At 37.6% G+C, this 14,655-nt stretch carries 8 protein-coding genes; 4 read left to right on the top strand and 4 right to left on the bottom strand.

The genetic code is table 11. The features are described 5' to 3' along the window. Positions 1-58: 58 nt before the first annotated feature. From K5X82_06995 to dnaK, 3 genes are all read right to left on the bottom strand, one after another. Positions 59-1,234, bottom strand: a complete 1,176-nt coding sequence (locus tag K5X82_06995) for an ISAs1 family transposase (protein QZT38635.1) — start codon at positions 1,232-1,234, stop codon at positions 59-61. A gap of 103 nt (positions 1,235-1,337) precedes the next feature. Next, positions 1,338-2,114, bottom strand: coding sequence for a phage integrase SAM-like domain-containing protein (locus K5X82_06990; GenBank protein QZT38634.1), 777 nt, complete (start codon positions 2,112-2,114; stop codon positions 1,338-1,340). Between the two features lie 220 nt (positions 2,115-2,334). Continuing rightward, complete coding sequence (dnaK, locus tag K5X82_06985) at positions 2,335-4,236, bottom strand: molecular chaperone DnaK (protein ID QZT38633.1); 1,902 nt, start codon at positions 4,234-4,236, stop codon at positions 2,335-2,337. A 370-nt stretch (positions 4,237-4,606) separates the two neighbouring features. Here dnaK and panB point away from each other — a divergent pair, with 370 nt between their 5' ends. Both panB and K5X82_06975 read left to right on the top strand, forming a co-directional pair. Further along, complete coding sequence (panB, locus tag K5X82_06980) at positions 4,607-5,422, top strand: 3-methyl-2-oxobutanoate hydroxymethyltransferase (protein QZT38632.1); 816 nt, start codon at positions 4,607-4,609, stop codon at positions 5,420-5,422. A gap of 61 nt (positions 5,423-5,483) precedes the next feature. After that, positions 5,484-6,164: an RNA pseudouridine synthase gene (locus tag K5X82_06975; protein QZT38631.1), complete on the top strand. Its 681-nt coding sequence runs from the start codon at positions 5,484-5,486 to the stop codon at positions 6,162-6,164. Here K5X82_06975 and K5X82_06970 read toward each other — a convergent pair. Further along, the gene (locus K5X82_06970; GenBank protein QZT38630.1) at positions 6,161-6,649 is read right to left on the bottom strand and encodes a cytidine deaminase; all 489 of its coding nucleotides are present in this window, start codon (positions 6,647-6,649) and stop codon (positions 6,161-6,163) included. The genes K5X82_06975 and K5X82_06970 overlap by 4 nt on opposite strands. Before the next feature lie 674 nt (positions 6,650-7,323). On the opposite strand from K5X82_06970, the gene K5X82_06965 reads away from it, so the two are divergent. Together K5X82_06965 and gltB are read left to right on the top strand one after the other, a co-directional pair. Continuing rightward, a complete protein-coding gene (locus K5X82_06965; GenBank protein QZT38629.1) occupies positions 7,324-8,526 on the top strand; it encodes a hypothetical protein in 1,203 nt (400 codons plus the stop codon). A gap of 1,574 nt (positions 8,527-10,100) precedes the next feature. Continuing rightward, complete coding sequence (gene gltB, locus K5X82_06960) at positions 10,101-14,618, top strand: glutamate synthase large subunit (protein ID QZT38628.1); 4,518 nt, start codon at positions 10,101-10,103, stop codon at positions 14,616-14,618. The last annotated feature ends 37 nt before the right edge of the window (positions 14,619-14,655 follow it).

Below are 14,655 nucleotides of genomic sequence, written 5' to 3'. Positions count from 1 at the left end.
AATAGTTTCAAACTTATATTAGTAGCTTTGAATTCCACTGGTCTTTAGATCGGGGCTTCTAAAATTGCAAAGACGATACCCGTTCGGGTATAAGCTTTACAGGAGAGTGTATAAGCGACATTAGTTTTTCTCTATATTCATCAATACAAATAGCTCTATTTTTCTTCCACTTCATTGACTTTTTGTTGTCTTTATCCAACTTTAATATGTTTAAAGCCATCTTACAAAGCATATTCATATTCTCAGCAGCATGATTTTTCTTACGTTGCTGTTTGTCTTCATTAAAAGTGACATCCAATGTCCAATGTAGATTGTTTTCTATTGCCCAATGGGAACGAATGAATTGATTAAACTTCTCAGCTGTAGTATTTAAGGATGAAATATAATAACGGACTTCTGCTCTTTCTTTCTGCATTGATGGTTCAAATACCTGTGTCGTGATTCTAATTAGGCTTTTAATTTCAGTCCACTTAGACAACACTGGAATATCTTCAATGTCTTTTATTATCTCACAAATACGTGTTTCGGCCCTTCCATGACCATATTCTTCGACCATATTAGAGTCGCAAACAAGATCCGTATTGAATTGAATCTCAATCTCTTCTTTTGTTTTCTCTTGATTGCCTTTTACTTGCAGAATATAGTCTCCTTGGTTCTCGATGATCTTTTTAGCAATATCTAGTTGACATCCCATGGCATCTATAGTAACAATCATCCCCTTGATGGTTATAAGACCTAGTAGCTCAGGTATGGCAATTATTTCGTTGCTTTTCTTCGCTGTGGTTACTTGACCTATACATAAACCATTCATTGAAGCAAAGGCTGATACGACATGAATGGCATTCTTCTTAGCATTAGCTGAACCTTTTATAGTTTTTCCATCTATACCTATTACTTGTCCTGAAGTGAGTTCTGTTAGACTAGACACCCATTGAATAAAACACTCATTAAAGAGTGTTGGATTAAGGTGCCTAAATACCCTACCTATTGTGTCATGTGAAGGAATTCCTTCTGTAAATGGGTAAAATTTTCTAAGCCAGTCAATCTTAAGTTCGCCAAATTGTTGAATATCATCATTGGTCTGAAAACCACATAGTACGGCTGATAGTGAAAGAAATAATACTTCTACGAGTGGATACATAAAATTACCTTTTTGTGTTCGTCTTGGATCTTCTAAAGGAAGGAAGTATTTAGTAAATTGGTTATCATAGTTATTTCCTAGTGCTAGATTCATGTTTTTTTTAGAAAGGGACATCTCCCTCGAAGCAATTAATATAGAATAAGACCAAATGAAGTCTTATTCGAATAGACAAATATAACGAGATTAATTTAAAATCTTAAATGCAATTTCCCTGTTTAAGGGCTGATTTAAAAATTGAGTAATAGGTTGCAGTAGTATTGTGAGAAATAGTTCCTTTTTTATTGCCTCCCATTGGAGCTGAAAAAAGGAAGAGTTTAAAATCTTCAGCTGTCGCAATATTTAATTGTGAAAACAAAATTATTTCTCCGGCAAATATCTTTAGAAGTTCATTGGTGCGCTGCCAATTGACTTGAATGGATTTTGACCTATTGGCATGACGTTTAAAAATTAATTTCTCAAAATATTCAATGAAATTATATTGTGATTTTTCTCTATGTTCTGCTTTCTCGCTTTCTGTCTCATTATATAAATCAGCATGATCATATTCGCGTTGACGTAGTTTTCGAACACCATCTGCAAACAATATGCTTTCTGTATCAATTTCATTGCGGCAAACAATTATACCATTATCATTGCGTTTGGGTTTGTATGTTTTTTCACCATTCGAATTGGTTCGGGCAGTTCTTTTTTTATCCCATTCAACGGTAGTAACACCTCTGTTGAGGTACTCTCGAATTCGTTTGGGTTTTATTTTACCTGGAACAAATACCGGATAACTTTCCAAATAAATATACCACTCTTTTCGATCATCTGCGATTTTATCAATGGATTTTTCAAGCAATGTTTGTTTTAGTTCCGCTTCTTTCGCTTGTTTTTTTCTTTTTCTTCCTGATTTATTTGTGCAGTAAGGGCTACAGAAGCGAGTGGCTACAGTTTTGGCTTCAAAAGGCTTTTCCACATTGCTTTTTCCCATCGTATTCCCAGTGATTTATTACGTCATTTTAAATAAGCATGAATAAGACCGATTAGAGCGCACATTATCATCAATTAGTGCGCGGTACTAGCATGGTACAAATATAGCCCACAAATCAGAGAAAGTCAACTTAAAATTAAAACTGAATAAAAAAGTAAACCCCAGTAAAACACTGTTTTACTGGGGTTTGAGTATATTTAGCTATTTTGAAATTAGCTTCCTATTTGACTTCTTCGAAGTCAACATCAGTTACTTCATCATCTTTACCACCTTGGTTTGGTTGTGCTTGTTGTTGAGCACCACCTTGTGATTCTTGTCCTGCCCCTGCATTATACATCTCTTGAGATGCTGCTTGGAATACAGTGTTAAGCTCTTCAGTAGCTGCGTCAATTGCTGGTACATCTTCTGCTTTATGCGCTTCTTTAAGCTTCTCAAGAGCTGCTTCGATAGGCGCTTTCTTATCTGCAGGAAGTTTATCACCAAACTCTTTTAACTGCTTCTCCGTTTGGAAAATCATGCTATCTGCTTGGTTGATCTTGTCGATCTTCTCTTTCGCAAGTTTGTCAGATTCAGCATTAGCTTCTGCTTCGTCCTTCATACGTTGGATCTCCTCATCGCTAAGACCAGAAGAAGCTTCGATTTTGATCGATTGCTCTTTTCCTGTTGCTTTATCTTTTGCAGATACGTGAAGGATACCGTTAGCATCAATATCGAATGTTACTTCAATTTGTGGCTCACCGCGACGTGCTGGTGGAATGTCAGCCAATTGGAAACGACCAATTGTTTTGTTATCAGTTGCCATAGAACGCTCACCTTGCAATACATGGATATCTACTGCTGGTTGGTTGTCTGCGGCTGTTGAGAATACTTGTGATTTCTTTGTAGGAATCGTAGTATTCGCTTCAATCAATTTAGTCATCACACTACCCATTGTCTCAATACCTAGAGAAAGAGGTGTAACGTCTAGTAGAAGTACATCTTTTACCTCTCCAGTTAATACACCACCTTGGATTGCAGCACCTACAGCTACAACTTCATCAGGGTTAACTCCTTTTGAAGGTGACTTGCCGAAGAAAGCTTTTACTTTATCCACGATAGCTGGGATACGAGTCGATCCACCTACTAGAATAACTTCATCAATATCAGATGAGCTTAGTCCTGCATTTTTAAGTGCATTCTCACAAGGAACTAGAGTTCTTCTAATTAGATCATCAGCCAACTGCTCGAATTGTGCACGTGTAAGTGTCTTAACCAAGTGTTGTGGCATGTTGTCCAATTGGAAGATATATGGTAAATTGATCTCAGTAGAAGTTCCACTAGACAATTCAATCTTTGCTTTCTCTGCAGCTTCCTTCAAACGTTGGTGTGCCATTGGATCTTTGCGTAGATCAACTCCTTTATCTTTTTGGAATTCATCTGCTAACCAATTGATAATTACATCATCAAAGTCATCTCCACCAAGGTGAGTATCACCGTCAGTTGATTTTACTTCGAATACTCCGTCACCCAATTCTAGGATAGATACATCAAATGTACCACCACCAAGGTCGAATACCGCAATCTTCATATCTTCGTCTTTCTTATCCAAACCATAAGCAAGTGCTGCTGCTGTAGGCTCATTGATAATACGACGTACTTTCAATCCTGCAATTTCTCCTGCCTCTTTTGTTGCTTGACGTTGAGCATCATTAAAGTATGCAGGTACTGTAATAACTGCTTCCGAAACTTCTTGTCCTAGATAGTCTTCAGCTGTTTTCTTCATTTTCTGAAGAGTGATTGCTGAGATCTCCTGTGGAGAATATTTACGGTCGTCAATTTGTACACGAGGTGTGTTATTTTCTCCTTTAACAACGTGATAAGGTACTCTTTTGATCTCTTTCGCTACTTGATCGAAAGTTTCACCCATGAAACGTTTGATAGAGAAGATAGTTTTTTCTGGATTAGTGATTGCTTGACGTTTTGCTGGATCACCAATTTTTCTTTCACCATTTTCTACAAAAGCGACTACAGAAGGAGTAGTTCTTTTACCTTCGTTGTTAATGATTACAACTGGTTCATTTCCTTCCATTACAGAAACACACGAGTTTGTTGTTCCTAAGTCAATACCAATAATCTTTCCCATTATATCTAATTTTTAATTTATTCGTAATAAAAATTTATTGCTTTCTACTAGTGTTTAGCAATGCGCGTTAATAATTAATATCTTCCTGTTAGCATTTGGAATGTCTTTTATTCGCGCTTTCGATAGGTTAAATATCAAATGGTGTGCCAAAATCAAATACGGCGATAAATATGCAAAATTGTCATGTAATGTTTTAACACTCCCCTGAAAATAGCACATGACAGTGTGTCAAAATGACTATTTTATGTCAATTTTGTGCATAATGTCAGCATCCCCATTATATTTTATCTCAATAAATGACCCTTATTTATGGTGTGGAATAAAATCTTATTTCATAATTTTGCAGATATTCTATCAATAAATAAAGGTAATGTCTGTACATAGAGAGGTAAAAAAGGTTACAACCCACGTGCTTTCAGAGATGAAGCTTAAAGGGGAAAAGATTGCAATGCTAACCGCATATGATTATAGTATTGCAAAATTGGTTGATCAAGCTGGTATCGATGTCATTTTGGTTGGGGACTCTGCATCAAACGTAATGGCGGGTAACGAAACGACACTACCTATCACTCTTGATCAAATGATCTACCACGGAAGCTCTGTTGTTAAAGCAGTGAACCGTGCACATGTCGTAGTGGATCTTCCTTTTGGTTCTTACCAAGGAAACTCTAAAGAGGCGCTTTCATCTGCTATTCGTATTATGAAAGAGACGCATGCCGACTCTGTAAAGATGGAAGGTGGAGAAGAGGTTATAGAATCTGTAAAGCGTATTTTGTGTGCTGGTATTCCTGTAATGGGTCACTTAGGTCTGATGCCTCAGTCGATTCATAAGTATGGAACATATACGGTGCGTGCTAAACAGGATGAAGAAGCTGAAAAGCTAATTGATGATGCAAGACTTCTTGAAGAGGCAGGTTGTTATGCTTTGGTTTTAGAGAAAATTCCTGCAAGTTTGGCAGCTAAAGTAGCGAGTAAAGTGAAGATTCCTGTGATTGGTATTGGTGCTGGTAGTGAAGTAGATGGACAAGTATTGGTAGTACACGATATGTTGGGTATTACACAAGAGTTCTCTCCTCGTTTCTTACGTCGTTATCACAATCTTGGAGCTGAGATCATCGGAGCGGTTGGAAACTATGTTTCTGATGTAAAGTCTGTTGATTTCCCTAATGAAAGAGAACAGTATTAAATTATAAGTAGTTACAGTATGACAATCAGGCGATCTGCCTGATTGTTCTTTTATATGTGATATGTATCCAATTCTATTTGAAGACAATCATCTGATTGCAGTCAACAAACCTTCGGGTGCCATAGTACAAGGAGACCAAACGGGCGATTCTCCGATGACGGATGTGGTTAAAGCTTTTATCAAGAAACGAGACAATAAACCTGGTAATGTCTACCTTGGTTTGCCGCATCGTTTAGACCGTCCTACTTCTGGTGTCCTGTTATTATCCAAAACATCCAAAGCATTGACACGCCTTAATAAGATGTTCCAGAGTAAGTCAGATATGCAGAAGACTTATTGGGTGGTTGTAGATAAGAAGCCTGAAGTATCTACCCAAAGGCTAGAGCATTTTATGGTACGTAACACCAAGCAGAACAAGTCCTATGCCTATTTAAAAGATCGTCCAGAAGCAAAGAAGGCAGCGCTAACGTATCGCTATTTAGGATCATCTACTAAGTACCACCTACTTGAAGTGGATCTACATACAGGACGACATCATCAGATTAGAGCACAACTGGCAGCCATTGGATTACATATTAAAGGAGATCTAAAATATGGCGCTTCTCGTTCTAATCCCGATGGAGGAATACACTTACATGCACGCAACCTTTCATTTATGCACCCGGTAACAAAAGAGGCTGTGAATATTGTGGCTACACCACCTGATGATGCCGTATGGAACTTCTTTGCTAAGAATTATTAGAGATGTTTTAGCTCCTCTCCCGAAAATCGGAAGGGGAGTAGCATGTTCACTCCTTCAATTACCTCAATCTGTTTTTGTCCATCCAAGACGATAGTCATATTCTTTCCCCCTCTTTTTTCTGCTTCTGAGAGTACTTGACAGCATGCCCCGCATGGCTTAATCGTTTCGTCTGTAATTTTATCTTTAAAGAATGCAGTGATGGCTATTGCATCAATTGGTACATTGGGATATTGACTTTGTGCATAAAAAATAGCCGTTCTTTCTGCACACAATCCTGATGGAAAGGCTGCATTTTCTTGATTGTTCCCTCCAATGATCATTTGGTTTTCTAATTGCAGTGCTGCTCCAACCTTAAAGTTTGAATAAGGAGCAAATGCATTTTGTGTCTCTTTACGAGCATTCTTTAAAAGAAGTTGTAAGTTTTCCGGCAGCTCTTCTATACTCTCGTAAATCTTATATCGAAGTTTTTTTTCCGCTATCTTCATAAACAATGTAGGTTTATCGTGTTCGCAAATATGTTTTAAAATAATCGACTATTTTGTGAATCGATCTTATAATCAACAAATGACATGTACTTATACTGATGTAATAAGAAATTTAGATCATCCAATACAATCTAAATCATGAGGGATTTTCCTCCTTAATTCACCATAAATCATGGTACCCTTTCCCCGACGAAACTACTACAAATTCTTACGGAACCGTGATATTACACTTCTTTTGTGAATAAAACACTGATCATTGTCAAGGTGCTGAAAATATAGTATTAGCCCGACGTCAATATAACGATATCACACAAAATATATGTCATTGATTATATGATATTTGCTAAAAATCATTTATCGAAATTGAGTCGTTGGGTTAATATAAACTGATATTAAAAACAATTCATAGGATCCCCATGTTGCTACTATAGGGCGATAGAGATACTGTGAATAAAAAATGGGATGTTTTTTTGTTTCATATTGATATTCTCTGTTTAAGAAGATCAATATGGACAAGGTGATGCTTTTATCTTTTGCCTTGTCAAAACAAAATATATTCGCAATGAGATTATCCCTCAATTTAAATGTAATTCGTATTAAACTTCTATAAATGGAGTATTTTATTCCAAAGCCCAAGGAGTGTGGCATGCTAGTTGTTTCTAAAGAGATCAATCATGAATGAATTTAAAATTATAATAATCAATAATAGAAAGATGTTAAGATACGGTCTGATTGCTTTTGTTTCATTACTATTTACTAGTTGTTCTTTATTGAAGTTTGAAACTGAACAAGTTCCGTTGTCAAATTATGAAGTAAACACAAGAGAGTTGCTTCAAAGGCAAGGAAGTCTGTCGATACTCGCTTTTAATGACATTTGTGATTCGATAAGAAATAACACTACTTCTTTAGAATTAAAAGAGGCTACGTTGAGATTGAAACTCAATTTCGTAAGTGGTATGGAAGCCACGGTATACCAAAATCCTCCTATCTATGCATTAATTGATACCTGGATATATGTGTCTCAGGTATCGTCGTATCTGTCTAATGATGACATGGCGAAAATAATAGGTAAACACTCAGTCTATTTGAGATCGGAAGTTACCAAGGTAAAAGAGGATTTTGATGCTTTTGCCAAGCGAACTTTAAGAATTACCCACTATTCGAGAAAGAAGAAATTTGTTGATGAATACAGCAGCAACCATTTAATTACTTCGATAGATCTTGAGAGAGATAGCCCTTTTAGTGATTATACTGAGTACGAAGGAATACCCGACACCTCCTTCGTAAAAACTACTGGTACCCTATCTCAGGTTATGTCAGATTTTAGCAATAGAGTGAAATTCAATAGCAATGCTTTGCCGAAGAAAGTGAAATGGGAATCGCAAATCATTGCGATGAGTGCTGGAATCGATTCGGTGAATATACAGGCTACATTAGACTCTATTCAAATCCAGATCGAGCGATTTAATAAGATTGTTGAAGAGAGTCCTGAAATGTTCCAAGAAGGGTTAGATCGTTTGGTCGCTGAAACAACCCCACTTCTTCGTAATATAGATATACAGTGGGCCAATTCGCTTAGAACAATCCACCATGAAAGGGTAGCTTTAGATTCAATGATTCTTCGTGAGCGTTTAGCATTTGATTCCATGATACAGAGAGAGAGGGAGATTGCTTTTGTGAAAGTAAATGAGATGGCAGTAGATGTCACAAAAGAAGCTATTCGTAGTGTAAAGGAAACGATATCTTCTATTCTTATATATATCATACTGCTATTTGTCGTAATTCTAGTTATTCCCTTTACTATGGGGTATTATTCAGGAAAATGGGCGACCCATCACAAACGAAAGAAACAGTGTAAGCCAAAGGATATTTCGTAATCAGAGTATTCTCTTAAGAAGGAGCTAAGTTATCGGGTGGATAATGCTGCCATAAAGTTTATATCGAAAGAGTTAAAAGAGGAGTGTTTTTGGGATTTTACAGATGAATGAACACTATTAGATATAGAGATCTATAATTTTATTTTGGCTCTTTCCGATATTTGGAGGGTAACCACATATGGTTGCAACCAAATCATCAATGCAAAGCTATATTCTCCAATTAAATTACGACAAACAGACCATCGTTTATTGTAGGTTTAAGCTTTTTGAACCCATTACGATAATAATTTCATCAAAAATATCACGAACACATATCGTTATGGTTTCTTAACTCTTTTGCATCACCAAACCTATAGCATGACAATAGAATATTGATCTATTAAACATTTTTGATGAATGAACTATCAATGAAGTATCCTTGAAGTATCAATAAACTACGAAGGAAACCCTATCTAAGATGTCTGTTATTTCCTAAAGTAGAAGCACTTTTTCTATCCAAGTTATCATAAGAACCATGAACCACCTTAATGAGGTAATTCATGCTCTTTATGCCCCCTCAGAGGAACGTACAGCTCCAGCTCGGAGACAGAATTGATTGCAATCACACTCCTGTATTCTCCATGCCACATATCGCCTTCATCAAAACTAGTAACATAGAAGAGTTTAGATGCCTATTAAGGCAGGGTGATTATTGGACAACACATTCAAGATGGAAGAGGATAACGAATCATTGAAATATTGTCCTAAAGGATACAACCTGTGAGTTTAAGATGTTTTAGATAAATAGAGATTCATAAAGAACCCTTAAAGCCACCATCACCTGACTAACATACTACCATCACCTGCTTTTTCCTGGGTATCATTCTAAGTATATTCGAAATTCCATCACCCAAAATGGGAAATCGATGAATGAACTTCGAGTGAACTTTGAATGAACTTCGAGCCATCTCAGGGGAAAAGCAGGAGCAATTAGCTTGTTGGTCAGAGTAAGGTGATATTGATGTCATCGGATGTGATAATGGTATATGAGTATTGTTCTATTTAATATGGTCACACATCAAGTTTCGGAAAGAGCCATAATCCATAATATTCAATTTACGCTACCTTTATATCTTCCGACATGGAATGCTCCTCTCTACTGTTGATAGATATCATATACATTTAAACTATTCAATTTTGCTGATGAAGATGTGTAATATGTGATATCTGCTTTCAATATATAAGAAAGGATAAAAGCGATAATTCTTTCATTATGGTCTCATATTGTCATTATATTGACGATTTGTAAGTTTACTTCTCTTTTTGTTAACAATAATTTAATATGTTGCTAACTCCTTGATATGTCGTGGTTTATTTCTATAAGCAAGGGGGGTTAATGTTGTTTTTATGTTTTAAAACGTTTGTAATATTTGTAATAATATATTTGAATTGTATATTTGCTTACAGATTCTGGAAAAAACTGTCAAATTACTTAATGATTGTAATTTATGCTATTGGGTTTCTTGTTACTTCAAAAGATAGTACTCCAGGATGTGAATTTCGTTTTCTAAAATACAAGTAAAATACGATATATTATGCAGAGAAGATTTCCTAAGGCTCAGGGTCTTTATGATTCTGTCCATGAACATGACGCGTGTGGAATTGGTTTTGTTGCACAAATTAAAGGGGTACCATCCCATGATATTGTAACACGAGGACTTGTCGTCCTTCGTAATATGGATCATCGTGGAGCAACTAGTTCCGATAATCAAACGGGTGATGGAGCGGGGATCTTACTTCAAGTACCTCATAGCTTTTATGTGGACAAAGGTATTGGTGTTCCAGAGAATGAAGGAACCTATGGTACAGGGTTAATTTTTCTTCCTAATGAAGAAGACGAAGCTGCACTTTGTCGCCAAGTGTTGGATAAATATGCAGTGGCAGAAGGGTTGACTCTTCTAAAGTGGAGAGATGTTCCTGTAGATAGTAGTCACGTAGGAGAAATTGCTCTACGTACTGAACCATCTATTCAGCAGGTATTCTATACTGGTAACTACGAGAGAGATGTATTGGAGCGTAAGCTTTACTTAGTGAGAAAACAGGCCGAGGATGAGATTCGTAACTCTACATTGAAGGAGGCGGAAGCATTTTATGTTTGTAGTCTCTCTTCCAAAGTAATCATATACAAAGGGATGTTGACTCCTGATCAGTTGAGAGATTACTTTAAGGATCTTACGGATCCTGATTTTAAGAGTGCTATCGCTTTAGTACATAGTCGTTTTAGTACCAATACTTTCCCAACATGGGATTTGGCACAGCCTTTCCGTATGATGGCACATAATGGTGAGATCAATACGGTAAAGGGTAATCGTCTTTGGATGGGAGCACGTGAGAGTCTCTTCAAATCAGAAGTTTTCGGTGATGAAATCAAGAAATTGTATCCTGTGGTAGAACCAGGGAAGTCTGATTCTGCATCGTTAGATAATACATTGGAGTTCTTACATATGACTGGGCGTTCGTTGCCTCACTCGATGTGTATGTTGATTCCAGAATCATTTAATAAGAAGAACCCTATTCCTGAGAGTTTAAAAGGTTTCTATGAATATCATTCAACTTTAATGGAACCATGGGATGGTCCAGCTTCTATTGTCTTCTCTGATGGACGTTACATTGGTGGAACCTTAGATCGTAATGGATTGCGTCCTTCACGTTATGTGATCACAAAAAATGATATGATTGTGATGGGTTCTGAGGTGGGAGTTCAAACTTTTGCAGCAGAGGAGATTAAAGAGAAAGGACGTTTACGTCCAGGGAAGCTTCTATTGGTGGATACCAAATTAGGTATTATTATCCCAGATAAAGAGGTGAAAGCCGACCTGTCACGTCGTTATCCATATGTAAACTGGTTGAAAGAGAATCGTTTGATGATGGATCAACTAGAGGTGAAACAGCGAGTTCCATCAAGCATGGGAAAAGAGTATGCACTCTATTCGAAGACCTTTGGATATTCGAAAGAGGACTTAACTCAGACGCTTAAGCCTATGGCTGAGACAGGCAAAGAGCCTACTGGTTCTATGGGTAATGATGTTCCTTTTGCTGTATTCTCTGAGAAACCACAACGTCTGTTCTCTTATTTTAGACAGCTATTTGCACAGGTGACAAATCCACCAATTGACCCTATCAGAGAGGGATTGGTGATGTCACTAACCAACTATATTGGATCGTTGAGTACCAACATCCTTGATGACAGTCCTGAACACTGTAAATTGGTCAAATTTGATAGCCCAATCATTACAAATACAGATCTTGGTAAGATTAAAGATCTGAAGCATGATTCTTTTACTCATGCAATCATACCTATGGTATTCCGTAAGTCTGAAGGCGAAAAGGGATTAAAGAAGGCTATTGATGTGATGTTGAAAAAGGCGGAAGAGGCTGTCGATCAAAATAAGAATTTTATTATACTATCAGATCGACATATAAGTCCTGAAATGGCACCAATTCCATCGCTTCTTGCTACCTCAGCAGTTCATCATTACTTAATTGAGAAGAAGAAGCGTATGCAAGTAGGTTTAATCGTTGAAAGTGCTGAGCCTAGAGAGGTAATGCATTTTGCGCTACTTGTCGGTTATGGAGCGAGTGCAATCAATCCATATTTGTCTTTTGCTTCCATCAATGAGATGGTTTCTAAAGGAGAGATTAACAAGGATTATGCAGAAGCACGTAAGAATTTTATTAAGTCGATCGATGCAGGTCTTCTTAAGGTATTATCTAAGATGGGAATTTCAACATTACGTTCTTATCATGGAGCACAACTTTTTGAAGCTGTAGGTATCGGTGATGAGTTAGTGGAGAAGTACTTCAAAGGAACGCCATCAAGAATTGGTGGTATATCTTATAAAGAGATCTACCAAGAGGCTGTACATTTCCATGATCAAGCATTTGAGAGTACCGAAGCTAAATATACTCCTAAATCAAGTGGGGTGTTCTCTTACCGTCAGGATGGAGAACATCACGCTTGGAATCCACAATCTATAGGTCTTCTACAGTGGTCTACTAAAGTGAATGACTATAAGATGTATAAGAAATATAGTAAGCTTGTGGATGAGGAGAACGCGAAACCTGCATTTATTCGTGGTCTGTTAAAGTGGAAGAAGAATCCTATTGATATCTCTGAAGTGGAGCCAGTAGAGAACATTATGAAGCGTTTCGTTACAGGAGCAATGTCCTATGGTTCTATCTCTAAAGAGGCGCATGAGGCTTTGGCTATGGCTATGAATGCTATTGGTGGTCGAAGTAATACAGGAGAAGGAGGGGAGGACCCTTCAAGATTCTCTAGAAACACTAGAAGTTCGATTAAGCAGATTGCTTCAGGACGTTTTGGGGTGACAAACAACTACTTGGTAAATGCGGATGAGTTACAGATTAAAGTGGCTCAGGGAGCAAAGCCTGGTGAAGGTGGGCAGCTACCTGGATTTAAGGTGAATAAAATCATTGCAAAGACGCGTAATTCAACGCCAGGTATTACATTGATCTCACCCCCACCACATCATGATATCTACTCTATTGAGGATCTTTCTCAGTTGATTTATGACTTGAAGTGTGTGAATCCACAAGCGAAAATATCAGTGAAATTGGTATCTGAAGTGGGAGTTGGAACTATCGCTGCTGGGGTATCGAAAGCCCACTCTGATTTGATCGTGATTAGTGGATCAGACGGAGGTACTGGAGCTTCTCCAATGAGTTCTATCAAACATGCAGGTCTGCCTGTGGAGATGGGAATTGCTGAAACTCAGCAAACATTGGTGATGAATAACTTAAGAGGTCGTGTGAAGCTACAAGCTGATGGTCAATTAAAGAATGGTACGGATGTGGTTAAGCTTGCGCTATTGGGAGCTGAAGAGTTTGGATTCTCTACCTCTGCATTGATTGTTCTTGGTTGTGTTATGATGCGTAAGTGTCACTTGAATACTTGTCCAGCAGGTATCGCGACCCAAAGTGAAGAGCTAAGACAACGATTCTTGGGTAAATCACAAAATGTAATTAACTTCTTTACATTCATTGCTGAAGAGATTCGTGAGAACCTTGCAGAGCTTGGATTTAAGAAGTTTGATGATATCGTAGGACGTGCTGATCTTCTTGAAACGGATGACTCTTTATTGAACTGGAAGATGCAAGGTATTGATCTGTCGAAATTGATTCATGTTCCTGCTGAAGCAAAGAAATTTGATATCCATAATACACATATGATGGATCGCGACTATTCTAAGTTGTTAGATACTCAGATGTTGCAGATGGCAAAGAAAGCGATCAAAAATAAAGATATGGTATGGTTTGACTTTCCTGTTCAGAATACTGATCGTACTGTAGGAGCACTTCTGTCAGGTGAAGTATCTAAAAAGTATGGAGAAGAAGGATTACCAGATAATACGATCCACTCTATCTTCCATGGATCCGCAGGACAGAGTTTTGGAGCATTCTTAACCAAAGGAATCACCTTCCGTTTACAAGGGGATTCTAATGATTACCTGGGTAAAGGTCTTTCAGGAGGTCGTGTAATTGTTGTGCCCCCATCGGCTTCGACTTTTGTACCAGAGAATAATATTATTGTTGGTAATACTACATTATATGGGGCAACTAGCGGTGAGGTCTATATTAGAGGTATTGCAGGAGAACGTTTTGCTGTAAGAAACTCAGGTGCCACTGCAGTAGTCGAAGGTAGTGGAGATCACTGTTGTGAATATATGACTGGTGGTCGTGTGGTTGTTCTTGGTGAAACAGGAAAAAACTTTGCTGCTGGTATGAGTGGAGGTATTGCTTACGTGTATGATGTAAATGGTGATTTTGAGTATTTCTGTAACAAAGGATTGGTTGAATTGAGTCCAGTGGAGGATCGTTCGGATATTCGTGAACTACAACAGATCATTAGTAACCACATGGATTACACACAGAGTTCTTTGGCAGCAAATGTCCTTTCCAACTGGGAGGAGAGCTTGACTAAGTTCATCAAAGTAATTCCACTAGAGTATAAGAAAGTTTTAAATGAGATGAAGCTTGCTGAACTGAATCGAAAGCTTCAGTTAGCGGAAGACGATCCATCTAGACATGAGTAGTCTGTGATGGTGAATGAAAAAGTAAGTGAAACGATTT

This window comes from Prolixibacteraceae bacterium (assembly GCA_019856515.1).
Taxonomy (GTDB): domain Bacteria; phylum Bacteroidota; class Bacteroidia; order Bacteroidales; family Prolixibacteraceae; genus Halosquirtibacter; species Halosquirtibacter xylanolyticus.
This window is presented reverse-complemented; position numbering and strand designations above follow the sequence as displayed.